The following is a 26,859-nucleotide window of genomic DNA, read 5'->3' as shown; positions in this document are numbered from 1 at the left end:
TGTGAGGATATCATGGCTGACTTATCAACCTTAGCACGACCGTACGCTAAAGCCGCGTTTGACTATGCCAACGAAAATGGTGTGGTAAATGAGTGGGAAAACTTCTTATTTATTGCCAGCCGCGTTGTCAATGACAAGTCGTTCAGTACTTGGCTGGACAATCCAGCTGTTTCTGCTGAGCATAAGTCAGCTGCTTTGGTCGATCTTTATGATACACAAGTAGCGGGTTCTAATGACTCTGCTTTTAAGCAGCTATTAGATGAGAACCAAGGTGCTCAACCAAGCGCTGACACCAGCTATCCTAAAGTATCAGTAGCACTTAGTAACTTCGTTAAACAGTTATCAGAACAAGAGCGTCTGGCGCTGCTTCCTGAAGTTTATGAGCATTATCGCCGTCACAAGGCCATAAGCTTAAAGCAGCTTGACGCATATGTGACCTCTGCCTATCCATTGACCGACGCCCAGCGTGAAACGATTCAAACGCGTCTTGCTGCCTCGTTAAATGCGAGTGTGGTGATTCACGAGTCGGTCGATCCAAGTCTATTGGCAGGCGCTACGATCAAAGTCGGTGACAAAATCATTGATGATTCGATGCGCGGCAAGTTACAACAGTTAAAAACACAGCTAACTGCCTAATGCCACTCAGTAGCGCAGCCAAATAAAATCTGCGTGAGCGTAAGAGCATTTAAGTCAGTGGGCGGGTTATCATAAATTAAAGGAAACAAGGCAATGCAACAATTGAATCCAGCGGAAATCAGTAACCTGATTAAGCAGCGTATTCAAGACCTTGATGCGGGTGCAACTGCAAAGAATGAAGGCACGATTGTCAAAGTATCTGACGGTATCGTGCAGATTCATGGTCTTGAAGATGCCATGTACGGCGAAATGATTGAGTTTGAAGGCGAAATCTATGGAATGGCGCTTAACTTAGAGCGTGATTCTGTCGGCGCGGTAGTACTTGGTGATTACCTACAGCTGCAAGAAGGTCAAAAAGCCTATTGTACTGGTCGTATTCTTGAAGTACCAGTAGGTCCTGAGCTGCTAGGCCGTGTTGTAGATGCCTTGGGTAATCCTATCGATGGCAAAGGCCCTATCGATGCCAAATTGACAGATAAAGTCGAAAAAATCGCTCCAGGCGTTATCGACCGTCAATCAGTCGATCAGCCAGTGATGACAGGTTATAAAGCCGTTGATACCATGATTCCAATCGGTCGTGGCCAGCGTGAGCTTATCATTGGTGACCGTCAGACGGGTAAAACCGCCATGGCCATCGATGCGATCATCGCCCAGAAAGCTTCTGGCATCAAGTGTGTATACGTCGCAGTCGGTCAGAAACGCTCTACTATCGCCAACGTCGTACGTAAGCTTGAGCAAACCGGTGCGCTAGAATATACCACCGTTGTAGTCGCTTCGGCATCAGAGCCAGCAGCACTACAGTACCTTGCACCATACTCAGGCTGTACGATGGGTGAATACTTCCGTGATCGCGGTGAAGATGCCCTAATTGTTTTTGATGACTTATCAAAGCAAGCGGTTGCGTATCGTCAGATTTCACTCTTGCTACGTCGTCCGCCAGGTCGTGAAGCATACCCTGGTGACGTATTCTACTTACACTCACGCCTACTTGAGCGTGCATCACGCGTCAACGCTGATTATGTAGAAAAATTCACCAATGGCGAAGTGAAAGGTAAAACCGGTTCTTTGACCGCTCTGCCTATCATCGAAACCCAAGCAGGTGACGTATCAGCATTCGTACCAACCAACGTGATCTCAATCACTGATGGTCAGATTTTCTTAGAGTCTAGCTTGTTTAACTCAGGTATTCGTCCTGCAGTAAACGCTGGTATCTCGGTATCTCGTGTTGGTGGTTCTGCGCAGACTAAGATCATCAAAAAGCTCTCTGGTGGTATTCGTACCGCTCTGGCTCAGTATCGTGAATTGGCAGCTTTTGCTCAGTTTGCCTCTGATCTTGATGATGCGACTCGTGAACAGCTTGATCATGGTGAGCGCGTGACTGAACTGATGAAACAAAAACAGTATCAGCCAATGTCAATCTCTGAACAAGCGGCCGTTATCTATGCGTCAAACGAAGGGTTCTTAGCTGATGTACCAGTTGAAAAGATTGGTGCTTTTGAAGAAGCCTACTTACGCTATATGCATGATGAGCAAAGTGAATTGATGCGCGAGATTGATGACACTGCGAACTACAACGATGATATCGCAGGTCGTTTAAAGTCAGCAGTACAGACTTTTAAACAAAATCACAGTTATTAATTTAATGGGTTAAGCCGATCTGGTGATGACTGATCGTTTAAAAAGTGGCGCGTTGTCTGATACGCTTTTTGCTAAGACAAAAGCGCCACTGTCTTAACCACCGTCGGTATTAGATCGCGTTATGCACAAAATATTGCCTTTTTTAAAGGTGAGTGTTTATCAAATGCTGCATGCGCCAATGCTTTTTAACCCTCTTATATTGGAATCATTATGGCAAGCTTAAAAGAGATACGTGCCAAAGTCACCAGTATTAAAAGCACCCAAAAAATCACTCGCGCTATGCAAATGGTAGCAGCGAGTAAGATGCGCCGTGCCCAAGAGCGCATGGAAGTGGGTCGCCCGTATGCTGATAGTATGCGCCGGGTTATTTCACATTTGGTGCATGCCTCATCAGATTACAAACATCCGTATATGGAATCGCGTCCGGTCAATAAGGTTGGCTATATTGTCATTACCTCTGATCGCGGTCTGGCGGGTGGTTTGAATATTAACTTATTCAAAGCCTTATCTAAAAGTATCCAAGATTATCAAGACCAGTCTGTACAAACTGAGTTTGCAGTCATTGGCGCTAAAGGGGTGAGTTTTTTCAAAAACTTTGGTGGTAAAGTGACGTCAGCGGTGACTGACTACGGCGACAAACCAACGTTTGAACAGTTAAACGCACCAGTTCAGGCCATGCTTGAAGATTATAGTAACGGTAATATCGACCGTATCTATGTGGTATACAACCAGTTTGTAAATGCCATGACTCAAAAGCCTATAGTCAATCAATTAGTACCGCTACCAGAGGGTTCATTTGGTGACGAAGAGAGCGGCTTACAGACAGAGCTTAGCTGGGATTATATCTACGAGCCTGACATCAAGACATTGATTGATGAATTGCTTGGTCGCTATATCGAATCGATTGTCTATCAAGCGGTAATGGAAAACATTGCCTCTGAGCAGTCCTCTCGTATGGTTGCGATGAAAGCGGCGACAGATAATGCTGGTGACCTTATTAACGATTTACAGTTGGTTTATAACAAGCTGCGTCAAGCGGCGATTACCCGAGAAATCTCGGAAATCGTTGGCGGTGCTGCTGCTGTTTCATAATTGACTACACCTATATATAGAAGTTCAAGGAGAACGCAATGAGTAGCGGTCGTATTGTACAGATTATTGGCGCGGTTCTTGACGTTGAGTTTGACCGTAATGAAGTTCCTCAAATTTTTGATGCCTTGCAAGTAGATGGTACCGAAACCACCCTAGAAGTACAGCAACAACTAGGTGATGGTATCGTACGTACTATTGCGATGGGATCAACTGAAGGCTTAAAGCGTAACTTGCCTGTGACCAACACTGGCGCGGCTATCTCTGTACCAGTGGGTACAGGTACGCTAGGTCGTATCATGGATGTTCTTGGTCGTCCTATCGATGAAGAAGGTCCAGTTGTCGCTGACGAAAAATGGTCGATTCACCGTGATGCACCAAGCTATGCTGAGCAGTCAAACAGCACTGAGCTGCTAGAGACGGGTATCAAAGTTATCGATCTACTTTGCCCGTTTGCTAAAGGTGGTAAAGTTGGTCTGTTCGGTGGTGCCGGTGTTGGTAAAACCGTCAACATGATGGAGCTTATCAACAACATCGCTCTAAAACACGAAGGTCTATCCGTGTTTGCTGGTGTGGGTGAGCGTACTCGTGAAGGTAACGATTTCTATCACGAAATGCAAGAAGCTGGCGTTGTAAACACTGAAGACTTCAGTAAGTCTAAAGTTGCGATGGTATACGGCCAGATGAATGAGCCACCAGGTAACCGTCTACGTGTTGCCCTATCGGGTCTGACCATGGCGGAGTACTTCCGTGACACCAAAGATCCTGCCACTGGCAAAGGTCGTGACGTACTATTGTTCGTGGATAACATTTACCGTTATACACTAGCGGGTACCGAAGTATCAGCACTACTTGGTCGTATGCCATCAGCGGTTGGTTATCAGCCAACACTTGCTGAAGAGATGGGTCTGCTGCAAGAGCGTATTACCTCAACGCAATCAGGCTCTATCACTTCAGTGCAAGCCGTCTATGTACCAGCGGATGACTTGACGGATCCATCACCAGCAACGACGTTTGCTCACTTGGATGCGACAGTCGTACTAAGCCGTGACATCGCCTCACAAGGTATCTATCCTGCGGTTGATCCACTAGATTCAACCTCACGTCAGCTAGATCCACAAGTCATTGGTGAAGAGCACTATAACGTCGCTCGCGGTGTGCAAGAAGTGTTGCAGCGCTATAAAGAGCTAAAAGACATCATCGCCATCCTAGGTATGGACGAGTTGTCAGAAGAAGACAAACTGGTTGTTTATCGCGCTCGTAAGATCCAGCGCTTCTTATCTCAGCCATTCCACGTTGCCGAAGTCTTTACTGGTGCGCCTGGTAAATATGTACCACTACGCGATACCATTGCCAGCTTTAAAGCAATCATCGCTGGTGAATACGATGACCTACCAGAGCAAGCGTTCTACATGGCTGGTAGCATCGAAGAAGTAGTGGCCAAAGCAGAAAAAATGAAATCTACTGCAGCGTAAGTTGCGTTAGCAATTGCTAAAAGGCAAGTGGGCTACTGTCTGTCTACTTGCCAGTAGATAACGCATCGCAGTTTTGATTGAGTTTTGATCGTAAGGAGTTAAATATGGCAACGTTACAATGTCGCGTCGTAAGTGCTCGTGAAGAGTTGTATTCGGGCGAGATCAGCATGCTAATAGCTACGGGTACCGAAGGCGAGATTGGTGTATTGCCAGGTCACACACCGCTTATTACTTTGCTAAAACCGGGTGCGATGCGCGTGCAAACACCAAACGGTGAAGAAGAAGTGATTTATGTTTCAGGTGGCGTTTTAGAAGTTCAGCCAAAGATGGTCACCGTACTGGCGGATACCGCCATGCGTGCACACAATCTTGATGAAAGTAAAATCATCGAAGCTCGTAAAAAAGCAGAGCAAATGCTGGTCAATCAGTCTGATACGGTTCAGACCAATGCCGCTTTGGCTTCTTTAGCAGAGTCCGTGGCACAGCTACAAACGATTCGTAAATATAAAAACCGCGCTTAATGTATTTTCTATCATACTAAGCAGCCTCTCTTATTTGGTATGGTTAGTAATCATAAAAAACAGTCCATCATGGGCTGTTTTTTTTATGTCTGTTATATAGGTTTGTTTGTCATATATTCGGTGTCAGCTAAAATCATATGACAAAAGTAATCAATATCGTGGTTTGCTGCTGACTTTATTAACAGAGATAAAAAGACACTGGCGACAATGAGCATATCTGGCTATATTAGAGACGATAGTATGTAAATGCTGCGTGAGCGTTGAAAACATGATTGCTATTGTCATAGGTGCTGAGCGATGCGTAAACAGTGATGCGTCAATGTCTATGCCAGTATTAAAGCGCTAAAAAAGTCTTTAAACCGTTAATTTGCATGAAAAAGGTAGAATCTTTGGACGTAAACTAAAGTTTTAATCATTATAGTTTATAGGTTTTGTTACTGACTATAGGCTATAGTATAGGAAGCCGTACGTTTAATAGTATACTGTGCTACCAAGTTGTAACAGCTATACAAACATCAATCGTGCCACAATATGGTGCTATTAATTTTACCGCTCTTACTTTTACTGCTTTTAAATGAGATGTATTAGAGGATATAACAATGACAACGACTGAAGAAGACAACACCCCCCGAATCTTGATTGTTGAAGATGATGAGCGTCTGGCCATGTTGACCCAAGACTACTTGGTCAAAAACGGTCTAGAAGTCGCCATCGAGACCGATGGCAATCGTGCGATTCGCCGTATCGTCAACGAACAGCCTGATATGGTGGTGCTTGATGTCATGCTTCCTGGTAGCGATGGGTTGACAGTGTGCCGTGAAGTACGTCCCCATTACCAGAATCCAATTTTGATGCTGACAGCCCGTACTGAAGATATGGATCAAGTACTCGGCCTTGAGATGGGTGCTGACGATTATGTTGCCAAACCGGCGCAGCCACGCGTCCTACTTGCTCGTATTCGTGCGTTGCTACGTCGCTCAGAAAACGCGCCATCAGAAGATGTGCCACAGCGTCTTGAATTTGGTGAGTTGGTCATCGATAATGGTGGTCGTTCAGTCACGCTTAGTGATGAGCTGGTAGATTTTACTAGCGCCGAATATGACCTATTATGGTTACTTGCATCGAATGCTGGTCGTATTTTATCGCGTGAAGATATCTTTGAGCGCCTGCGCGGTATTGAATATGATGGTCAAGACCGCTCCATTGATGTGCGTATCTCACGTATCCGTCCAAAAATCGGTGATGATCCAGAAAACCCTAAACGTATCAAGACCGTCCGTAGTAAGGGTTATCTGTTTGTTAAAGAAGGCAACTAATCAGCTCACATCTGAGTGAAAACAGATTGTCTCGCATTCTCACAAAAAAACCAGCACCTTTGCTGGTTTTTTTGTGGCTAAATTTTAATTTTTAAACTTAAATACAGCGTTATGTGGTTTAATTAAGCCATCATAATGTAGCAGCACTATGCTGAGTACTATCAGCGGATTTTATTTACTAAGTTGGTCACGGCACGTATGTCATTAGTTTCTTCTTTAAAACACAGTATTTTCGTTCGGATTTATGCCGGGCTGCTTATCGTTTGTTTATGCGTGGCCTTGTTCGCGCAGTTATTGATGGACACCATCAATAAAGAGCGGGTGCAGTCCTATCGAGAAACCATGGCCAAAGGGGCGTTTCATTTGGTCAGTGAAGGAATTGCGCATCAGGACAATGAGCAGCAGCGAGCGTATTGGTTATCAGATGCCAGTAGCTTGTTTGGTTCGACATTTAGTGTCATACCGATTGATAAAGTGGACTTCACCGCCAGCGAGCTACGCCGTTTTGAAAATGACAATACCGTGGTTCGTTATAACAATCAGCCGGTATATGCAGATGTTTATTATCGTCTGCCCGACAGCCAGAGCGTCTTGACCGCGAGGGTGTCACAGGTGACCGAACAGCAAGTGCGTGCTATTGCTGTGTTTTTGTTAGATGATTTGTCTTATCACATGACTTTATCGGATAAGCGTGCACGCCTCGCTGAGTTAGAAGACAAGTTTTCTTTTCCGCTTGCGTTTCAGGCGGTCAACACCCTCGATCTGGATTCTGATCAGATAGCGCGTTTGCGCCGTGATGAGGTGGTCATCTCTTTGCAGGATACTAACAGTAGTAAGAGCAACTCAGCGATCAGAGTGATAGTGCCTTCCGAAATCAATGACATGGCTATCTTGATCGGCCCGGTTCCTTTGTTTAACTGGTTTCCGCTCAATCTGATCATCAGTATGATTTTGATCAGTATGTTCCTTATTAGCTTGGGTGTGTATGCGCTGATTTTTCCGCTTGAGCGTAAGCTACAATTGATACAAGTGGGCGTCAACGAAGTCAGTAAAGGCAATCTAGATATCCAAGTACAGGTCATCGGCCAAGATGAGATTGCTCGCTTGTCAGCGACATTTAACGCCATGACCTCGCATATCAAACGTTTAATTGAGTCACAGCGTGAGCTGACACGCGCGGTCTCGCATGAGCTGCGTACGCCTGTTGCCCGTATACGGTTTGCCGTCGATATGCTGGCCGATACCGATGATGAGGACTCGCGCTTTATGCAGCGTGACTATATCGATGAAGATATTGAGTCTCTAAATAGTTTGATTGATGAGATTTTGACGTACGCCAAGCTAGAAGAAGGCTCACCAAAGCTTGATCTAGAGCCTGTCAATCTTCGAGAGCTGCTAGAGCAAGTCGAGCGCGAAACCAACGCGCTAGGTAAACCCATCAAGATAGTGACCAAACTCCCCAGTGCGAAGGTCACGGCAGTGGCTGATAAGCGCTATTTACACCGTGTCATTCAGAACTTGGCTGGCAATGCCCTACGCTATGCAGAAACCACTATTATCATTAGTGCTGGCGTCAAAAAGGGCAATGCCTTTGTCAGTGTCGAAGATGATGGTCACGGTATCCCAGAAGAAGACCGCGAAAAGGTATTTATCCCGTTTTCGCGCTTGGATGACAGTCGCACCCGTGCATCGGGTGGCTATGGACTTGGTCTGTCTATCGTTTCGCGCATCGCCTTTTGGTTTAACGGCAGTATGAAGGTAGATGAAAGCCGTGAGCTTGGTGGCGCAAGGTTTGTCATGACTTGGCCGATTAAGCCCTTGACACAGATATTGGCGGCAGATGAGTTGACGCAAGAAAGAAGTGAGCGTGATATTGAAAACCAATGATAAGCAAAGACAGTCAGTGATCAGCAGAGCAATAGTAGAGGAGGGCAAAGGATGCCATACTTATTTGGCGGGTTGGTGATAGTAAATGCGATTACCTTGGGGTATTATTTATTTGTGCAGCAGCCGAGCAGCACTCAGACCGTAGAGGCGGCCAAAGCGGAGATTACCCAGCCGCTGGCCTTTACCAATAGTGCTAAGTACATCCCGCCGGTAATTGGCAGCAAAGACTGAGATTTAAGACCAAGGGCCGGCTTGGGTCTGCCCCTAACCCTAACTTTTAAGGGTTAGGCGGCTTGTCTATGGCGTGTTTCTCATCAGATGACTCTGAGGTAGTGGGCGTATCGGCGGCTAAGGTTTCATCGCCAGCCACCTTAGAGAGTAGCGGGATACGTACGCACACTTGTAAACCGCCATCAGGGTGATTGATGGCCTCAACCGTACCATGATGTAACCCTGCGATACGGCTGACGATGGCTAAGCCTAGACCACTGCCTTGTGTGGTACGTGCCGTCTCGCCACGCTCGAACGGCTGCATAATTCGCTCTAACTGGTCTTCTGCCACGCCATCGCCGCAATCGCGCACACAGATTACCAATTGCTCCTGTGCTTCTTGGTTTACCACGTTTTCCGTCACCACATCGGCTTCTTCATCCACAGCGGTTTCGACAAAGGTCGGTATGACGGTTGCCGATAGATAAATGGGCGGTTTGCCGTAGCGATTGGCGTTATTTACAAGGTTGATAATCAAACGTTTGATAGAAAGCGGCCGGACGGGTACCACTTTATGGCACTCAGATTGATAGATAAACTCCATTGGCGCAAATTGCACCATGATTTCATTAAATATGGTGTCTAGGTTGGTCAGGCTCACAGGCTCATCAGAGCCATCTTTCATAAACGAGATAAACTGCTCCAAAATAGCATCCATATCTTCAATATCATAAATCAGCCCTTCACGAAAAAAATCATCCGGCAGCATCTCGGCGGTCAACCGCATTCGGGTCAGCGGCGTCCGCAAATCATGAGAGATACCGGCGAGCATGATGGTACGCTCTTTTTGCGCTTGGCTGAGCGTGGTAAATAGGCGATTAAAGGCCATATTGACCTGACGTATCTCTGTTGGGCCTTTTTGAGTGGGCAGAGTGGTGGCGTGACCAAGACGGATATAATTGGTCGCGGCGCGCTGCAAATAGCGCAGCGGACGGTTTAATTGCCGCGCCAGTAAAATAATGGTGAGCAAGGACAAGATAGGCAAACCAATCAAAAATAACACCAGCAGACTTGGGCTATACTGCGAGTAATACACCACAGGCTCACGAATCCAAAAACTGTCGTCACGGCTGTCTTGTACCCATAATTGCGGCGTGGGCTTAAATTTAAAATACACCTCAACAGGTCGGCCTAATTGAGCGCCAATCTCTCGCTGCAACACGTCGGTAAAGACACCGACAAAGGCTTTATCAGCCACCTCCGGAAAGTCGCTTGGATTATCCACCACCACCACATGCGAGTGCCGATAAATCCACTGGCGCACCTCAGGGCGCGCTTGCCAATCTTTATTGACGCTATTCATCAGCTTTAGCTCGCTGGTCAAATAACGCGCATGATTTTTGAGCTCTGGCAAATACAGACTGCGCCAAAAAAACAAAATCGATAAACTGACACTGATCAGCACGATAAAGGCGACCATCAAAGTCGTCAGCCAAGTGTTGGAGTAAGAGCGCGCAAGCCAGCCTTTGCGACGGGTTGGCGGATTTGATGGAGTCATAACAATCCAATAGGTTACATGAGGCGTTATAAAGTATAGCGTTATTTGGTCTAGAAAGGATGTCATCCACCAAAAATAACGGCGCAATAGCAGAGGATTGCCATACGCAAATCCTAGAAGGATTTTACATCGATAGCCATTTAAGCTATTGTTAATAAATAATTAAATAAGCACAGTTTATGTTTTCAATAAATCAAGACTGTGATATAATTATGCCCTTTTTGGTATACCTGCGAAAGAGAGAATTCACATGGTTGTTATTCGTTTAGCACGGGGCGGTGCCAAGAAACGCCCATTTTATCAAGTAGTTGTTGCTGATCAACGCCGCGCGCGTGACGGTCGCTATATTGAAAACATCGGCTTTTTTAACCCACTCGCTAAAGAGTCTGAAGAAGCAGTACGCCTAAACATGGAAGCGTACAATGCGTGGATCGCCAAAGGTGCACAGCCTTCAGATCGCGTTGCTTCATTAGCAAAAGCTTATAGCAAGTCTGCCGCTCAAACTGAAGCCACTGCTTAAGTTTGTTGGTCGCTGAGGTGGTTATAGTTTGACTATGGCAATCTCAATAGACTTGAGAACACATAGCGTAACTGGTCTGACCAGGGTGCGCCATTAACTGTTTATCGCTTTTAACGCAGTTTTTAATGATTGTTGTTTTAATCGTGATTGTTTTACTTACCGTTTGTTAGTCATTACTAGGTTAGCCGTTATGTCATCTGCTCCAGCCGCTAATACCCTTATGAAAATCGGTCAGCTTAAAAAGCCTTATGGTATTAAAGGCTGGCTGTGGGTGTTTAGTGATACAGAGGATCGGACGGCGATATTTGACATGCAGCCGTGGTGGATGAAAACTGCCACTGGCATGAAGCCTTTGACGGTGAAAGCATGGCGTCAACAAGGCACAGGAATCGTCGCTCAGTTTGAGCAGGTACCTGATCGCAATGTTGCGGAGACGATGAACGGTGTGACCGTTTGGGTCGAGCAAGACGTCTTGCCAGAAACGGCTGAGGATGAATATTATTGGTCAGACTTGATCGACTTGCGCGTGATAAACGAGCAAGAAGAGTATCTGGGCGATATCACCGAAATGTTTGAAACTGGCGCGCATGACATCATGCGCGTGAAAGCAAACTCAGACAGCTTGGATGATGAAGAGCGCCTGATTCCATGGCACAAACAAACCGTTATTGAGGTCGATATGACTGAAAAAACGGTGCTGGTGGCATGGCCAAGTGACTATTAGTTAAATAGATATTAGTCAGAGATCTATTAATCAAGTAGCTATTAAGCTAATAACTAGTAATAGTATGAGTAAGACAATTTTTTGGCGTTAGCGCCAGTATGATCATTGCGTCAATTAAGTAGATATCAGATGTATTTTGCCGTCATTAGTATTTTTCCTGAGATGTTTGCCACGATTCGTGATTTTGGTATCACTGGAAGGGCAGTCGCTGGAGAGCACGTGACGATTGAGTGCATAAATCCACGTGATTATACCACCGATAACTACCGCCGTATTGATGAGCGCCCGTATGGTGGCGGTCCTGGCATGGTGATGATGGCTGAGCCATTATCAAAAGCCATAGAGGATGCGCGCTTGCGAGCGAGTCAGCACGGCTGCCGTGTCGATAGTGAGCACTGTCCGGTGATTTATATGTCGCCACAAGGACAGACGCTCAGTGAGAGTAGTGTGGTCAGCATGGCCGAGTACGATGGCATGATTATATTGTGCGGTCGTTACGAGGGTATTGATGAGCGCTTACTATCACGATATGTCGATAGGGAGGTGTCATTGGGGGACTATGTGCTGACAGGCGGTGAGCTGCCTGCCATGGTATTGATGGATAGTGTGATACGTCGTTTGCCTGATATCATGGGCGATGATCAGTCCGCTGAGCAAGACTCGTTTGTCGATGGTTTGCTTGATTGTCCGCATTATACCAAGCCGCATGAGTTTGCAGGTATGAGCGTCCCTGAGGTATTACTCTCAGGTCATCATGCCAATATTGCTAAGTGGCGTTTTGCTCAGCAAGTCAGTCGTACGCAAGCGCGTCGGCCAGACTTATGGCAGGCGTTTACCCCCACGGCAGAGCAAGCGAAGTGGCTAAAGGCACTGGCAAAAACAGATAAAAAATAAGGGTTAACCTTTCGTTTTATCGTTTTTAAATTTGATAAACAGTTAAAAAATAAAATTTTGAGCAATAATAAAACGAGTCATCACATTGTGGCCGTTGGTTATAACCCATTTACGTTGCGTCTTTTTATAATAAGATGCAATTCATTATTACAAACAGGTGATATGCGTGAAGCCTCTATTATCTAATGTGAGGAGATAACTCTCATGAGCAACAAGCATCCATTGGTTCAGGTCATCGAAAACGCTCAATTGCGTGAACACCCAAGCTTTGCACCCGGTGATACCATTGTCGTACAAGTAAAAGTACGTGAAGGTGAGCGTGAGCGTCTACAGGCTTTTGAAGGTGTGGTCATCGCTAAGCGTAACCGCGGTTTAAACTCAGCATTTACCGTACGTAAAATCTCAAGCGGCGTCGGTGTTGAGCGTGCATTCCAGTTGCATTCACCACTGATCGATAGCATCGAAGTGAAACGCCGTGGTGCGGTTCGTCGTGCGAAACTATACTACTTACGTGAGCGCTCTGGTAAATCAGCACGTATCCGCGAAAAGCTTGGTGCTCGTCCAGCAGCTCAGAAAAAAACTGACGCTGGTGTTCCTGATGCGGTTGAAACAGCGCCAGGTATCTAAGCACAAGTTACGTGAGCACATACGTGATCATAAGTATCTAAGCGGTGCTCTGAGTCTTTGTTAGTCTGTGATTATCACCGCCAGCAAAGGCTCGGACACACATAGATACCAGCCCTTATTCATAGGTTTATTTATAAATAAGCGGGCCATACCAAAAAGACAAAACCCCAATCTATGCGATAGCTGGATTGGGGTTTTTGTATGGGCGTAACTGTATCCGCTGTGCTTGCTGAGTCTATTGTGCACATGGTCGCAAATACATGTGTGCCTATGAACGCAGATGCATGAGGTTAAGCGCTATCAGCATCGGTGTCGATGCGTATGCTTTGATCCTTTGATTTACTGTGCTTGCGCAAACGGATATACAGTGTCTTGGTGACAGTGGCCACAACCTTTTGCTGCTCATCGACGATATCGACACTGTAGTCGCGAAATACCGCCCCTCCATCTTTGGCCAGCTCTTGAATGGTAATGATTTCAGCGCTCGGTATCTTCATCCTTGCGGTGACCTTGCTATGGCCTGGCGCGACAAAATCGATATGTGAGCTTTTGTCCCATACCACATAATGACTGCCCAATTGATGCATCAGCATGAGCATATAAAACGGATCGACCATAGAGTAGAGGCTGCCACCGAACTGGGTGCCGACGATGTTTTTATTCAAGCTATTCAAACCCATACTGACCACACATAAACCTTGATCGAGACTGATATGCTCGATTTTGATGCCAGCTCCGACGTAAGGCGCGTAGGTGTTGATACGCAGTTTGAGTAAATGCGGTGTCAACAATGGCATGATGCTTTGTTTGGCGCGACGTTTTAAGGTCTCAAGGTTGGTGGGTAGTAAGCTCATAAAGGAATCCTGTTACTTCTTTTCGATTTTTAATTATTCAGTCAAATGGCTGACACCTGTTGCAGGGTATCTAGCGTGAAAGCTATTTATCATAAGTAAAAATCGTCTTGACCGCTAGGTTTAAAGCGTAAGTATGCCTCATTATAAATAAGATAAATGATGAATATATGCGGCAGCATGTCGCCCTGAGCGCGGTCATTGCTAAGCAATTTGGGGTTGTTTTTCTAAAATAAATGATTGATAAGTTTGCAAAAATGATAACTTAAAACTTTAAGTTATCAATCAAACAGAGACGCATAGTATCTTTACATGGTTCCGCGCTCGCATTTCACTGTCCTGTGACATACAATAGCCTGCAATTTGTACTGCCCTGTGATTTTATCAAGTCACATCAGTGCACTGCCCGTCCATCGAAGCCTCAGTCGACATAAGGAAATGTGATGAGTAACACTCAGATCCCTGCCTCAGGGTCTACTCCGCCACCATCAAATCCATCCAATTACGACAGCGAGCCACAAGGCAGCTACCTTGATCTACACAAGCCCAGCTCAAGCTTTGAGAGTCGTGACGCCTATTTAAATCATGAACTACAAATCATGCAGCCCAAGCGCTGGCGGGTAAACTTGCCGTTTCGTGATTATCGTTTTGAGTATGAAGACACCATCCCTGCGATGGCCGCAACGATCGGTAAGGTCGTGATGGTAGGCGCTATTGCCGCTACGTTTGCAGGGCCGCTTGGGCTAAGCGATGCCTTTGTATTAGAAAACGTGCGCTATGAGTTGTTAATTGTCGCTTTCTTTGTGATTTTGTTTTCAGGGTTTTTGCTTCCGACGGCCAACCTTGCTGGTACGCACGGGCCGCTGATCCCACTGATTCCTATCGTCGTTGCCGCTGGTGGTCACCCGATGGCCTTTGGCTTGCTCATCGGTGCTTTTGGTCTATTACTAGCCATTAGTAAAGGAGGCAGTCTGCTGGCAAACTTGACCAGTAAAGGCGTGTGTGGCGGTCTGCTGCTTTATTTGGGTTTTATTGGCACCCTCTCGCAGGTCAAAAATCTATTTGCATGGGCCGAAGGTATCGGCATGGCGCATATCGCCTTTGTGGTGATTTTGCTGACCATCATCCTGTACGCGGTATTAGAAAACTTCCAAAAGCGCTGGCTGGCTGTACCATTAAGCTGCTTGCTCGGTGGCGGTGTGGCCTTTGCTATGGGCGCGCCTTTTGCCTTTGAGACAGCGCCTGGCCTGCCAAATATGAACCCCATGTACTGGTGGGGGGAGGACACGGGCTGGATGCTGGGTCTGCCGACGATTGAAAGCTTCGTGGTGGTATTGCCGTTTGCGGTATTGGCCGTCGCTATGTGGTCGCCGGATTTTTTGGGTCATCAAGTTTTTCAAAAGATCAGCTACCCAAAGCGTACCGAGCGCGTGTTGATGGATATCGATGACACCATGACCAGTGCTTCTATTCGTCAGGTCGCAGGCTCTATCCTTGGCGGCGCAAACTTTGCATCATCATGGGGTACGTATATCGTACCAGCGGCGATCGCCAAGCGTCCGATTCCAGCGGGTGCAGTACTCACAGGACTGTTTTGTTTGATCGCAGGTGTCTGGGGCTATCCGATGGATTTGGCGATTTGGGAGCCGGTGATGTGTGTGGCGCTGATCGTCGGGGTCTTTATTCCGCTGCTTGAAGCGGGTATGGAGATGACGCGCGAAGGTAAAACCACGCAGTCTGCTGCAATTGTGGTCTTTGCCTCGGCATTGGTCAACCCAGCCTTTGGCTGGTCGATTACCTTGGTGCTTGATAACCTAGGTTTGATTGGCTCAAAAGAGCGTAGTGCGAGCCTATCAAAGATGAGCCGTTGGATTATACCTGTCATTACCTTTGTGATATTGACTGGTGTCATGGCGGTGGTTGGGATGTTGCCGGGCATTCCTGCACTATTACCGAACTTCCGTCATTAGAAGTTTTGCTTAGCATAAAAAAGAAAAGCCAGCCTCGTGCTGGTTTTTTTGTGCGTAAGCGGATAAGTTTGATAGCTTGTAAAACGCAGGCTACCGCCCCATAAATAGCTGTATATCAGTGTCTTAAGAGCAATAAATTTTATGGTTAATGTCTCAGAGTCGAGTCCTGTCGATGATAAAAAAGCCCGCCTCAAACATCTAATCCAGCGCCTGCCAAACTTGCCAGGGGTCTATAAAATGCTGGGAAAAAACGGCGATATTTTATATGTGGGTAAAGCAAAATCGCTAAAAAGCCGAGTCAATAGCTATTTTGCCAAGACCATTGACCATCCAAAGACGCGGGCACTGGTGGCACGTATTCACGATATTGAGACCATCATTACCCGTAGTGAGACCGAGGCATTGCTGCTTGAGCAAAACCTGATTAAAGAGTACCGTCCCCCTTATAACGTGCTACTACGTGACGATAAGTCTTATCTGTATGTATTTATCTCAGCGGATAAGCCTTATCCAAGATTGGCTTATGGCCGCGGCAAAGGCAATCATCAAAAGGGTCGGTTTTTTGGGCCTTTTCCTTCTGCTCATGCGGCCAAAGAAACCTTGGTGCTCATGCAAAAAATGTTTCAGATGCGCCAGTGTACCAATACGTTTTTTAAACAGCGTAAGCGACCGTGCCTTGAATATCAAATCAAGCGTTGCCGTGCACCCTGCGTGGGCTTGGTGTCGCCAGAAGAGTATGCAGAAGATGTGAATAATACTATTCGTTTTCTTAAAGGCGACTCAAGCGATATTCACAGTGCGCTAATCGAAAAAATGGAAAGTGCTGCTGAATCATTAGATTTTGAAAAAGCAGTCTTTTATCGGGATCAGCTGTCTATGCTACGCGAAGTGCAGGCCAAACAGGCTGTATATACCGTACAGGGCGAAGCGGATGTGATTGCCATTGCTAGCCAAGCTGGCATGACCTGTGTCAATGTACTGACAGTGCGCGGCGGCCGCGTACTTGGTGGCAAAAACTACTTCCCTGATGTCGATAGTAGTGAGTCACTCGCGGATAATTTGTCGGCATTTATTACCTCATTTTATTTTCAGGTGACCGACGACTTGCCAAGTGAGATTATTCTCAGTCATGCGCTGCCTGACCAACAAGCAGTCAGCGAAGCATTGGCCACCCACTTTGAGAGCAAAGTCGTTATCAAAACCAATGTGCGCGAGCATCGTTCAGAGTGGCTGGACTTGGCCAAACTGAATACCAACAATGCACTAAAAACCAAACTGGGCGACTATCTAGAGCTGCATGCGCGCTTTGGTGCGCTAAAGAACGTACTGGCTGATGTCACTGATCGCGCCATAGACCGTATCGAATGCTTTGATATCTCGCACACCATGGGCGAGGCGACCATCGGTAGCTGTGTGGTATTCGACCAAGGTGGCTCGCGGCGTCGCGATTACCGTCAGTATGCGATTCATGATATCCAAGGCGGTGACGATTATGCGGCGATGCAGCAAGTGCTGACGCGGCGCTATAAAAAACAGCCACTGCCTGATCTGTTGCTGATTGATGGCGGGAAAGGTCAGCTTAATATCGCCAAAGAAGTGCTGACCGAGCTGGGTATCTTAAATGACACGCTGCTTGTGAGTGTGGCAAAAGGAGAAGGGCGCAAGGCGGGTTTAGAAGTATTACATTTTATCGATCATGAACCGCTGGATCTGCCCATGGACAGCAAGGCGCTGCATTTACTGATGCATATTCGTGATGAGGCGCATCGTTTTGCCATCACAGCGCACCGTAAGAAGCGCGATAAGCGCCGTTCGTCGTCGGTGCTGGAGGTGATACCGGGGCTGGGAGAAAAGCGCCGCCGCGACTTGCTCAATCACTTTGGCGGGATGCAGCAACTGCTAGGGGCTTCGCAGCAAGAACTAGCAGGCGTGCAGGGCATCGGTCCAGTATTGGCCAAGACCATTTATAAAGTGCTGCATGAGTAAACAGATATATCGTGAGTTCAGTACAAAAACGATACCGTGGGGCTGGGATGAATTGCAGGCAGAGGATGCCAGAAAAATTTATACCAGTTCCGCGCTGAAATAGAATGTATCTGTTTTATTTAGAATCGACTATAGCTCAGTGAAGCATATCATCTCTAAGCATTTTATAAACAATAGGTAACCTCACGGTTGATTCTATAAACTTACTGTCTTTAGTTGCTGCATGAAATATCATTTTGCGAGCTTGTATAATAGCATTTCTATCTAGATGTCGATTACCTGACGATTTTTGAATACTGACCTTGTCAACTGTGCCGTTCTTATTAACATATAATTTAAGTACAAGGTCCAAACTTTCTCCCCGACTCATCCTTCTTGATACTCGAGGAGGGATAGTAAAGTCTACGGAGCGCATGACTTTAGGGGGAACTATAACAGGCTCTCGTTGAGGCAGGCTCTGGCAGCCTGTCATAAATGCGAAGAGAAGTGCGAGTGGTAAAAGTTTTTTCGTCATTTTTTAGTTTGCCACGCTTTTATAAGTCACAAATCTAAAATCCAATCCGCTTTTTTCATCATGCATCGACTCAGACGCTTCTGCGACTGCAAAGTCGCTCGGCAATTCAGGGTAAAACGCCTCGCCGTCAGGGATCTCGGTATCGACGTGTGTCAGCTCAATACGATCGGTGTACATAAAGGCATCACGAAATACCCGCTCGCCGCCGATGACCCAAATCGTATCTAAGTGAGCACCATGGGCGAGACTGGCAGCTTGCGTTAAAGCATCATCCAAATTATGCACCACATACGCATTGTCTTTGCCTACTAGGCCGCTCTTTTCGGCATAGTCCATTTGACTGCTGATAATAAAGCTGACACGTTTTGGCAACGGCTTGCTGCCCATCGACTCAAAGGTCTTGCGACCCATGATGACGATACCTTGAACCGCACCGCCTGTTGCTTTGGTGGTCATTTGTTTGAAATGCTGCAAATCTGCTGAGATATGCCACGGCAGCTCATTGTCCTTGCCGATACAGCGATTGCTACTGATAGCAGCGATTTGGGCGACTTGGGTATTGGCATAACTCATAATATGTCCTTATTGTTTTCGTCAGTCATATGAAGTAAAAAACAGTCTTTATACCGCGACTTTTGCTTTGATAGCGGGATGTGATTCATAACCGTTTACGCTAATATCCTCAAAATTAAATGCAAAAATATCATCAACATCAGGGTTGAGCGTCAATGTCGGTAGTGCATAACACTCACGCGTCAGTTGCAGCTCAACTTGCTCGCGGTGGTTTTGATAAATATGACAGTCGCCGCCGGTCCAGATAAACTCGCCCACGCCCAGCCCGCAAACCTGCGCAATCATGTGGGTCAGCAGGGCATAGCTGGCGATATTGAACGGCACACCTAGGAATAAATCCGCTGAGCGCTGGTAAAGCTGGCAGGAGAGTTTGTTGTCCGCGACAAAAAACTGAAACAGCGTATGACAAGGCGGCAGGGCGACTTGCTCGGCTTCACCTGGGTTCCAGCCAGAGACGATCAAGCGTCTGGAGTTGGGATTGGTCTTGATTTGCTCCACGACTTGGGCGATTTGATCGACGCCATCATTGTTATAGCGGCCATTCTCGTCTTTGGTCGCGCCGTAGTTGCGCCATTGGTGACCGTATACTGGTCCTAAATCGCCTGCAGGACGATTGAAGCGCGCCGTCTGCTCCGCTGTGGCCCATTCGTTCCAGATACGTACGCCGTTCTCTTGTAGATAATCGACATGAGTGCTACCGCTCAAAAACCACAATAGCTCATACACGATGGATTTAAAGTGGACTTTTTTGGTGGTCAGTAACGGGAAGCCGTCTGATAAGTCAAAACGCATCTGCGCGCCGAAGTGGCTTAGCGTACCTGTGCCCGTACGATCGCCTTTTTCGCTGCCTTCATTCATGACGTGACGCAGCAAGTCCAAATAAGCTTGCTCGTTTTTACTACTGTAACTGCTCATAATATTGCTCTTCTACGCTATCAAAGCGCGTCATTAAATAAGTCTTAATCTGTTTTTCGGACGTTTATAGTGCAAGCGCGCTTAATAAGCCGCTTGCTTACCCCAGTCATAGATACCGCGTTTATAGGCATAAACCAATAGTACAAAGCCGATGATAATCATTGGTGTGCTCAGTATTTGGCCTTTGGTCATCCAGCCAAGTAAGATAAAGCCTTGGTCGGCATCTGGCTGACGGAAAAACTCGATGATAAAGCGGCTGATACCGTAACCTAATAAAAATATCGCCGATGCCGCCATACGTGGACGCGGCTTGGCAGAGTACCACCACAAAAACAAGAATAGCAGCAGACCTTCAGCAAAGGCCTCATAGAGCTGTGATGGGTGGCGGGGCAGTAAATACTGGCCGTTGACCTCTATCATCAACTCTTGTAATTGAGGATTGGCTTGCAACTGCTGCATATCAAAAGCCGCGGCCTGCGGGAAGTAGGTCAGCCAATTATAGCCGCCATCAGAGACGCGCCCCCACAGCTCACCGTTGATATAGTTGCCGATACGGCCAAACAATAACCCCGTCGGTACACACGGCACGATAAAATCCAGCACTTGAAAAGGCGTTTTTCTGTACTTACGGGCAAAATACAACATGCCGAGTAAAACCCCAATCATGCCGCCGTGGAACGACATACCGCCTTCCCACACTTTAAATAAATAAGCGGGGTTTTGTAGCAACTCACCAAATTGATAAAACAGCACATAGCCGATACGGCCACCCAAAATGACACCGAGCGCGCCATAAAAAATAAGGTCTGACACCATGTCAGTGTTCCAGCTCTCACGCTGGCCACTGCGGTACCATGCCAGACCAAACGCGGCGGCAAATGCCAGCAGATACATCAAGCCATACCAATGTACTTCTACAGGGCCCAAGGACAGCGCTACGGGATCGTACTGAGGATGAATCATCATAAGGACATCATAATTATTGATAATAGAATGGGGGTCATAATAGCAAAAATAGCTTGGCAGGCATACCAAATTACGGTTAGACAATTGCATCACAGAGACTGCATAAATGTGATTTGCGCCTGCCAGCCGCTAGAAACCACGACAGAAAACCGCTAAGATATAAAAAAGCTGCTAATGATAAATACCTCAATATTTTCAGAAGCATGAGCGGATATGGGCTGGCGCTGATAGGCCGTATGAATGGATAAACCGTATTTTAAGGATAGATTATGCAAGCTGATGTATCAAAAGTAGCAGCAGCCACTGAGTACCATTGGGCAAAAAAAGGCCCGATCTTGCTCAGCCTACCCAGTCTGCTGGCACTATCCCTGACGCCTGCATATGCAGCAAGTAGCAGTATCGAGCAAGTCACTATTTATCAAGGCTTGGCCAGTGTCACCCGCGTGCTACCTGTCAAGGGTAATGGAGAGCAGACGCTGGTGTTTTCTTGCTTGTCTCCTTATATCGACAAAGACAGCGTGAGCGTGCAGGCCGTCACAAGCGTCAATCTCGGTGAAGTCAGTATCGAGACGCTAAGCGGTGAGCAAGCAGCGCAGTGTCAGTATGAGGGCGATGCCAATGTACAAGCGCAACAAGCCGCGCTTGCTAAAATCAATGCCGAGCTAGAAGCCGCCAATCTAGCAAAAGCCTATCTACAAAACCTCACCAAGGTCAGTCAACTCAGTACAGAGGGCACAGTGGCCAATAACGCCCGTGATATAGAAACACAAGCGGCAAGTATCAATAAACGCATATGGGATATCAAGCAGCGGCAAGCACGGGCACAGGCCACGCTTAATCAAACGATGGCGGGCAGTAGCACATCGACGCAAAATCGCGTAACACAGGTCAGTGTGCGTACTGCCAGCCGCAAGCCCGCCGCGGTAAAGCTTCATTATCAAGTGCGCGGCGCAGGTTGGCAGCCGACTTATCAGGCGCGTCTCGATACCAATACCGAGCAGCTTAGCATTACCGCATCCGCCATCATCGCTCAGCAGACCGGAGAGAATTGGCAAAACGTCCCTGTCGTACTCAGCTCAGTCAACCCCAATCAACGCACCACAGGCCAGCTGCCAAATGTGGCGCGCCTGTCTTTATATGAAAAAGAGCCAGCATCACGTGCTAGGGTTGCATCATCCCTGATGGAGCCTTCTCCCATCGTCGTCTCAGAAAGAAGTAGCGATGACAGGGAAGCAGCGGCACCGACGATGGCACCGCTGCCAAGCTTTAGCGTGAGTCGTCAAAACAAAAACGGCATCATCGAGTACCGGTTGCCGCAGCGCGTGAGCCTGCCAAGCGATGGCAGGCACGTGCGTACGGTCGTCGATGAGCAGTCTGGTCGTAGTAAGCTTTGGATCCGCAGTACGCCAAGTGTTGAGCAAACGGCTTATTGGTATGCGTCGGCACCATTTTTGACACCTGAATGGGCCGATGGAGCACTTCAGCTCTACCGTGATGATAACTATATTGGTCAAGCGCGCTATCAGTATCAAACGCTCAAAGAGCAAGGTATCGGCTTTGGCGTTGATCCAAATATCCTCATCAAGCAAATAACCGACGAAGATAAACAAGGCGATAAGGGCGCGTTTAATCGTAAGCAAACCTTAAGTAGTACCGAAGCTTATCAATTGACCAATCAGCATAGCCGCACCAGACGCTTGCAGGTACTGGGCAGTGAGACTATCAGCCGTGATGACAGTCTTAAAGTAACCACGGTGCATACCCCGCCCGTCACTGAACGCGACTGGAATGACAATACCGGCATGGTCGCTTGGGAGTTTGACTTGCCAAGTAAACAATCAAAAGTGATTCAATCGACCACACAGATTAGCTATCCTGCTGATAAAAAACTCCGCACCAATTAATATAAGAATAGAAAGATGCAGGCTATTTTGAACGACGTTATTTTGTACTGAAAAGATTACCTATTAAAAAGACGACCAGTCCCATAAACTACCAATCCCATAAAAGGAAAACTATGTGTATCGTCGCCATCGCTTGGCAGTTGTTTGATGAGGTGCCGCTGGTGCTCTTATCCAACCGAGATGAGTTTTTGCAGCGTCCGACTGAGCCGCTGCACCAGTGGCCTGATAAGCCGATTTATGCAGGTCGCGATCAGCAAAGTGGCGGTACTTGGCTGGGTATTCACCAAGTCATGCACGACGGTCTTTATGAGCAAAATGGACGCTGGGCGGCGGTGCTAAACTTTCGTGATGGGGTGCAGGCAGGGGCAGATGAGCGCTCGCGTGGGGCACTGGTTACAGATTTTTTGACCAGTGATAGAAGCCCGATGGACTTTGCTCGGCAAATTGAGTTGCAAGACTATGCAGGTTTTAACCTGATCATTGGTGATGCGCTGCAAGCAGTGATGGTCAATAATCGCGGCCATGCGCCCACGCCACTGTATGCAGGATTGCATGTGATCTCAAACGGTCAGCCAGACGACGGTTGGTTCAAAACCGAAAAACTGCGTGGTAGGCTGCGTCAAGAAGTGCTGCCACTTATCGCCGAAGACAGCTCGCCTGCTTACTGGCAGGACGCTGCCTATGCGGTGCTATCTGACAACCGACAAGCCCCCGCCGATCAGCTACCCGATACCGGCATGAGTAGAGAGGTTGAGCAGATGCTGTCCTCTGTCTATATCGAGCCTGTGGCATTTGATCAGCGGCAGGCACCTCTCCCTACTTATGGTACCCGTACTCAAAGCATCTTAACCTTGCGCCAAGACAAGCATAAAGGGGCAAGTAGTAAAAAAACCACCGCCACGCTCGTTAGCCGCGAGGCAAGCGCGGCTGCAACCGGCGCATAAAAATGCTCACGGTGATTCCATAACAGTATCACGGTGAGCATATATAGTTAATTAGCGATGCCAAAATCACACCAAAACTATGTCAAAACGCTATCAAGACTCTATCAAAGTCATGCCAGCAAATGGTTGTCCTGTTCCGGAAGGATCAGCTCTTGTTTTAGGGGAAGCTCGCGCACTAGCTCTTGCAAGGCGCGGCGATATACCCCACGTTTAAAATGAATCACTTGTCCCAGAGGGTACCAATAACTGACCCATTGCCAGTGGTCAAATTCTGGTTTACCTTCATCAAAGCGAATGTGTTGAGTATTCGGCTCATCTAAGCGCAGCAAAAACCATTTTTGTTTTTGCCCAATACACAAAGGGTGCTGTCCATGGCGTACATAACGCTTAGGCAGACGATAGCGCAGCCAGTCTTGAGTGACGGCCAATAAGTCTACATGACGCGGATGTAGGCCGACCTCTTCCCAGAGCTCGCGATACATCGCATCCATCGGCGTCTCCCCGCGGTCGATGCCGCCTTGAGGAAACTGCCAAGCGTTGTGACCAATACGTTTTGCCCACAGTACTTGCCCTTGTGTATTTGCCAAGATGATGCCGACATTGGCGCGAAAGCCGTCTGCATCTATCATGACTAACCCTTTTAATTTGTTTAAAAATAGCTTATTTCAAACCGATACCATGATGACAATCTTAATTATTATAAGTCGATTGCCACCTATATCTGGCCAAAATAAGATTCATTACCGTTATTAAACCAAGAAACAAGCAAAATGTGTAACAGTATTTTGCTATAAAATGTTTCACGAGTTTTACCTATTAAAATCAATAGCTTATAAATAGACTTTTGTAAGTTAGTTTCTTAAGGTGATTTTGATAAATATAACCAAACTAGAGTTGGGTTGCTTATTGGTTTTGGTTGTTTGCTAATAAGGTATGCAACGTTATGACGATAAGTTGCCGTCAAATAAATACAGATGGCTACTGCTTTATCAGGTCTTTATAAAATCTGGTTTTGGCTTGTGCTACACTAACCTTATCGCGTGTATTATTGAAAATAATAATCAGATCATCTGCCAATCAAAATAAGGAAAAACGAACATGTCAGAATCAAAAGCAAGTGTCACGTGGCAAGAGAAAAAAGCATTTTTGGGCGTGTCACCCTCAGGGCATCATGTGCAAATCGACGCCGACAAAGAAAATGGCGCAAGCCCGATGGAGCTGATTTTGCTCGGCTTGGGCGGCTGTGCCAGCTATGATGTGGTGTCTATCTTACAAAAATCACGTCAAGAGGTCACGGATGTACGTTGTGAGCTGAGCGCAAATCGCGCTGAGACCGTCCCTGCTGTCTATACCGATATTCATATGCACTTCATCGTGACCGGTCAAGACATCAAGGATAAGCAGGTCGAAAAAGCGGTGAACCTATCAGCAGAAAAATACTGCTCGGCCAGTCGTATGCTGGTACAGGGCGGGGTGAATGTGACTCATGATTTTGAAGTGATTGCAGGGTAGGGGCGAGAGCGCGCATGAATGTATTTTTTGGGTTGATTCCTGATACCGCCGCATCCGCGATTTGGGCGATGGTGGTGGCAAGCTTGTTGCCACTCGTGATGGCGCTGAGTGCAAAAGCCCTTGGCGGTTTTCGGTTGGCTGACAACGCCCATCCGCGCCGTTTTTTGCAAGAGACAACGGGCGCCGCTGCGCGCGCCAATGCCGCTCAGCAAAACAGCTATGAGACGTTGCCGGTATTTTTGGCAGCAGTGCTGGTGGCGATGTTGTTTTTTGTGCCTCAGCTGATTGTCAACGTGTTGGCTTGGTTGTACGTACTGATTCGTATTGGCTTTTGCATCGCTTATATCAGCAATTTGGCGACGTTTCGTTCGATACTTTGGACGTTATCGATGGCGTGTCCTCTCATGCTGTTTTATTTAGCAATACGTGTGAGCGTCTAGCGCTAGGGCTTATGAACAACTAGCCACCGCGGCGAGCTTCTGTTTTATGATAAAAGACGAGCCGTTATTGTCTTTGCTGTTTATGCTGTCGCTGATGAGACGCTGGCGATAAGAGCATCGATGATGACGGCTTTGTCTTTTTCACGCTTGATGCGCTCCCACACCGGTTGCGCCTCATCATAGCCTTTGGTCAGCATCCCCAGCCACTGTTTATAGCGGCCCACCAGTACCACATCGTTTTTTGCTGCCCCTTCCAAAAACTTAATTTGATGCGGTATGAGTGCGTGCCACGTCAAGGTCTTGCTATCTGCTCTAACGCTGGCCGCCGCGCTCTCATCATCATGGCTACTATCGACACGGGCAATCAAGTCAGGACGGGTCACAGCGCCGCGTCCTAGCATCAGGTGCGGCGTGCCTGCCTGCCTCATGCATTGCTGTGCTTGCTCACTATTCCAAATCTCGCCATTGGCAATCACTGGGATATCAAGCTTATTAAAATTTTGGATTTTGTCCCAATAAGCGGGCGGCTTGTAGCCTTGGGTTTTGGTGCGGGCATGAATGGTCAGCCAGTCTGCGCCACTAGCCCCAATCGCACCTCGGATATCGTCCATACGGCTGGTATCTGTGTAACCCAAGCGAATCTTTGCTGAGACGGCAATATGGGCAGGCACCGCGCGGCGTACGGCACTGATAATATCATACATGACCTCTGGCTCATCGAGCAGTACCGAGCCGCCGCGGTGGCTATTGACGGTCTTAGCAGGGCAGCCAAAATTGATATCAATCGCTGGCGCGCCAAGCTCACAGGCGTACGCGGCGTTTTCTGCCATTAGGCTAGCGTCACTGCCGAGTAGCTGGATATGTATGGGCGTACCAGCAGTCGTTTTGGTGTCTTGATGTAGCTCTGGCACATATTTATAAAACACATGTGCGGGCAGCAGCGTTTGAGTCACCCGTATAAACTCACTGACAGACCAATCATAGGGGCGGCCTAAGTCGGCGGCAATTTGCGTTAAAATTTGCCGCATTAATGGATCGGTCAAACCTTCCATTGGAGCAAGTAGGCGCACAGGATGGGCAAATAGTTGCTGCAGGGTACGCTGGCGTATTTCGAGGGATGAATGTTGAGTCATGATTGAGGCTTAGTATCTAAATGAAAGGCGATAACGTGATCGAATAGAGCGGAGCG

Annotated in this window: 26 protein-coding genes; 18 read left to right on the top strand and 8 right to left on the bottom strand. The window is 47.3% G+C overall.

Translation table 11 applies throughout. The features are described from left to right. The first annotated feature begins 12 nt into the window (after positions 1-12). From CAP50_RS11930 to CAP50_RS11895, 8 genes are all read left to right on the top strand, one after another. Positions 13-636, top strand: coding sequence for a F0F1 ATP synthase subunit delta (locus CAP50_RS11930; protein WP_075101879.1), 624 nt, complete (start codon positions 13-15; stop codon positions 634-636). 93 nt (positions 637-729) lie between these two features. Continuing rightward, entirely contained in the window at positions 730-2,274 is a 1,545-nt protein-coding gene (gene atpA / locus CAP50_RS11925) for a F0F1 ATP synthase subunit alpha (RefSeq protein ID WP_075101880.1), read from the top strand. A 210-nt stretch (positions 2,275-2,484) separates the two neighbouring features. Then, a complete protein-coding gene (gene atpG, locus CAP50_RS11920) occupies positions 2,485-3,366 on the top strand; it encodes a F0F1 ATP synthase subunit gamma (protein ID WP_075101881.1) in 882 nt (293 codons plus the stop codon). Between the two features lie 38 nt (positions 3,367-3,404). Then, positions 3,405-4,838 carry a F0F1 ATP synthase subunit beta gene (gene atpD, locus CAP50_RS11915; protein WP_075101882.1) on the top strand — a complete coding sequence of 478 codons (1,434 nt, stop codon included), beginning with the start codon at positions 3,405-3,407 and terminating at the stop codon, positions 4,836-4,838. 104 nt (positions 4,839-4,942) lie between these two features. Next, positions 4,943-5,359, top strand: a complete 417-nt coding sequence (locus CAP50_RS11910; RefSeq protein WP_075101883.1) for a F0F1 ATP synthase subunit epsilon — start codon at positions 4,943-4,945, stop codon at positions 5,357-5,359. Between the two features lie 599 nt (positions 5,360-5,958). Beyond that, complete coding sequence (locus CAP50_RS11905) at positions 5,959-6,675, top strand: response regulator (protein ID WP_071002805.1); 717 nt, start codon at positions 5,959-5,961, stop codon at positions 6,673-6,675. Between the two features lie 198 nt (positions 6,676-6,873). Then, the gene (locus tag CAP50_RS11900) at positions 6,874-8,562 is read left to right on the top strand and encodes an ATP-binding protein (RefSeq protein ID WP_075101884.1); all 1,689 of its coding nucleotides are present in this window, start codon (positions 6,874-6,876) and stop codon (positions 8,560-8,562) included. Positions 8,563-8,613: 51 nt separating this feature from the next. Then, a complete protein-coding gene (locus CAP50_RS11895) occupies positions 8,614-8,793 on the top strand; it encodes a hypothetical protein (protein WP_075101885.1) in 180 nt (59 codons plus the stop codon). A gap of 46 nt (positions 8,794-8,839) precedes the next feature. Here CAP50_RS11895 and CAP50_RS11890 read toward each other — a convergent pair whose 3' ends face one another. Beyond that, on the bottom strand, positions 8,840-10,330 hold the full coding sequence (locus CAP50_RS11890) for an ATP-binding protein (protein WP_075101886.1): 1,491 nt from the start codon (positions 10,328-10,330) through the stop codon (positions 8,840-8,842). Positions 10,331-10,580: 250 nt separating this feature from the next. Here CAP50_RS11890 and rpsP point away from each other — a divergent pair, with 250 nt between their 5' ends. From rpsP to rplS, 4 genes are all read left to right on the top strand, one after another. Continuing rightward, positions 10,581-10,850, top strand: coding sequence for a 30S ribosomal protein S16 (gene rpsP, locus CAP50_RS11885; RefSeq protein WP_075101887.1), 270 nt, complete (start codon positions 10,581-10,583; stop codon positions 10,848-10,850). Positions 10,851-11,040: 190 nt separating this feature from the next. Beyond that, complete coding sequence (rimM, locus tag CAP50_RS11880; RefSeq protein WP_075101888.1) at positions 11,041-11,574, top strand: ribosome maturation factor RimM; 534 nt, start codon at positions 11,041-11,043, stop codon at positions 11,572-11,574. A gap of 129 nt (positions 11,575-11,703) precedes the next feature. Next, the gene (trmD, locus tag CAP50_RS11875) at positions 11,704-12,468 is read left to right on the top strand and encodes a tRNA (guanosine(37)-N1)-methyltransferase TrmD (protein WP_075101889.1); all 765 of its coding nucleotides are present in this window, start codon (positions 11,704-11,706) and stop codon (positions 12,466-12,468) included. Positions 12,469-12,672: 204 nt separating this feature from the next. Continuing rightward, on the top strand, positions 12,673-13,095 hold the full coding sequence (rplS, locus tag CAP50_RS11870; protein WP_075101890.1) for a 50S ribosomal protein L19: 423 nt from the start codon (positions 12,673-12,675) through the stop codon (positions 13,093-13,095). 290 nt (positions 13,096-13,385) lie between these two features. Here rplS and CAP50_RS11865 read toward each other — a convergent pair whose 3' ends face one another. Beyond that, positions 13,386-13,949 (bottom strand): DUF4442 domain-containing protein, encoded by a 564-nt coding sequence (locus tag CAP50_RS11865; protein ID WP_083608592.1) that lies wholly within the window; start codon positions 13,947-13,949, stop codon positions 13,386-13,388. Between the two features lie 440 nt (positions 13,950-14,389). Here CAP50_RS11865 and CAP50_RS11860 point away from each other — a divergent pair, with 440 nt between their 5' ends. Both CAP50_RS11860 and uvrC read left to right on the top strand, forming a co-directional pair. Continuing rightward, on the top strand, positions 14,390-15,916 hold the full coding sequence (locus tag CAP50_RS11860; protein ID WP_075101891.1) for a DUF3360 family protein: 1,527 nt from the start codon (positions 14,390-14,392) through the stop codon (positions 15,914-15,916). A 141-nt stretch (positions 15,917-16,057) separates the two neighbouring features. Then, positions 16,058-17,902: an excinuclease ABC subunit UvrC gene (gene uvrC, locus CAP50_RS11855; RefSeq protein WP_075101892.1), complete on the top strand. Its 1,845-nt coding sequence runs from the start codon at positions 16,058-16,060 to the stop codon at positions 17,900-17,902. A 136-nt stretch (positions 17,903-18,038) separates the two neighbouring features. Here uvrC and CAP50_RS12960 read toward each other — a convergent pair whose 3' ends face one another. From CAP50_RS12960 to lgt, 4 genes are all read right to left on the bottom strand, one after another. Then, positions 18,039-18,272, bottom strand: a complete 234-nt coding sequence (locus CAP50_RS12960; protein ID WP_443551713.1) for an energy transducer TonB family protein — start codon at positions 18,270-18,272, stop codon at positions 18,039-18,041. Between the two features lie 147 nt (positions 18,273-18,419). After that, positions 18,420-18,989 (bottom strand): dihydrofolate reductase, encoded by a 570-nt coding sequence (locus tag CAP50_RS11845; protein WP_075101894.1) that lies wholly within the window; start codon positions 18,987-18,989, stop codon positions 18,420-18,422. 48 nt (positions 18,990-19,037) lie between these two features. After that, positions 19,038-19,904, bottom strand: coding sequence for a thymidylate synthase (locus CAP50_RS11840; RefSeq protein ID WP_100750112.1), 867 nt, complete (start codon positions 19,902-19,904; stop codon positions 19,038-19,040). A gap of 81 nt (positions 19,905-19,985) precedes the next feature. Continuing rightward, complete coding sequence (gene lgt / locus CAP50_RS11835; RefSeq protein WP_075101925.1) at positions 19,986-20,870, bottom strand: prolipoprotein diacylglyceryl transferase; 885 nt, start codon at positions 20,868-20,870, stop codon at positions 19,986-19,988. 269 nt (positions 20,871-21,139) lie between these two features. Between lgt and CAP50_RS11830 the strand changes: the two genes are divergently transcribed. Together CAP50_RS11830 and CAP50_RS11825 are read left to right on the top strand one after the other, a co-directional pair. Next, positions 21,140-22,774, top strand: a complete 1,635-nt coding sequence (locus CAP50_RS11830) for a DUF4139 domain-containing protein (protein ID WP_075101926.1) — start codon at positions 21,140-21,142, stop codon at positions 22,772-22,774. 113 nt (positions 22,775-22,887) lie between these two features. Further along, a complete protein-coding gene (locus CAP50_RS11825) occupies positions 22,888-23,718 on the top strand; it encodes an NRDE family protein (RefSeq protein WP_075101927.1) in 831 nt (276 codons plus the stop codon). A 110-nt stretch (positions 23,719-23,828) separates the two neighbouring features. Here CAP50_RS11825 and CAP50_RS11820 read toward each other — a convergent pair whose 3' ends face one another. After that, positions 23,829-24,347, bottom strand: a complete 519-nt coding sequence (locus CAP50_RS11820; RefSeq protein WP_075101928.1) for an RNA pyrophosphohydrolase — start codon at positions 24,345-24,347, stop codon at positions 23,829-23,831. Between the two features lie 469 nt (positions 24,348-24,816). On the opposite strand from CAP50_RS11820, the gene CAP50_RS11815 reads away from it, so the two are divergent. Further along, the gene (locus CAP50_RS11815) at positions 24,817-25,230 is read left to right on the top strand and encodes an OsmC family protein (RefSeq protein ID WP_075101929.1); all 414 of its coding nucleotides are present in this window, start codon (positions 24,817-24,819) and stop codon (positions 25,228-25,230) included. Positions 25,231-25,244: 14 nt separating this feature from the next. Continuing rightward, a complete protein-coding gene (locus CAP50_RS11810) occupies positions 25,245-25,670 on the top strand; it encodes an MAPEG family protein (protein WP_075101930.1) in 426 nt (141 codons plus the stop codon). An 80-nt stretch (positions 25,671-25,750) separates the two neighbouring features. Here CAP50_RS11810 and CAP50_RS11805 read toward each other — a convergent pair whose 3' ends face one another. Then, on the bottom strand, positions 25,751-26,803 hold the full coding sequence (locus CAP50_RS11805; protein ID WP_075101931.1) for a tRNA dihydrouridine synthase: 1,053 nt from the start codon (positions 26,801-26,803) through the stop codon (positions 25,751-25,753). Between the last annotated feature and the right edge of the window lie 56 nt (positions 26,804-26,859).

It is taken from the genome of Psychrobacter sp. L7 (assembly GCF_002810365.1).
GTDB lineage: Bacteria > Pseudomonadota > Gammaproteobacteria > Pseudomonadales > Moraxellaceae > Psychrobacter > Psychrobacter celer.
The sequence above is the reverse complement of the archived record's forward strand: the minus strand, read 5'-3'. Positions and strand labels throughout refer to the sequence as shown.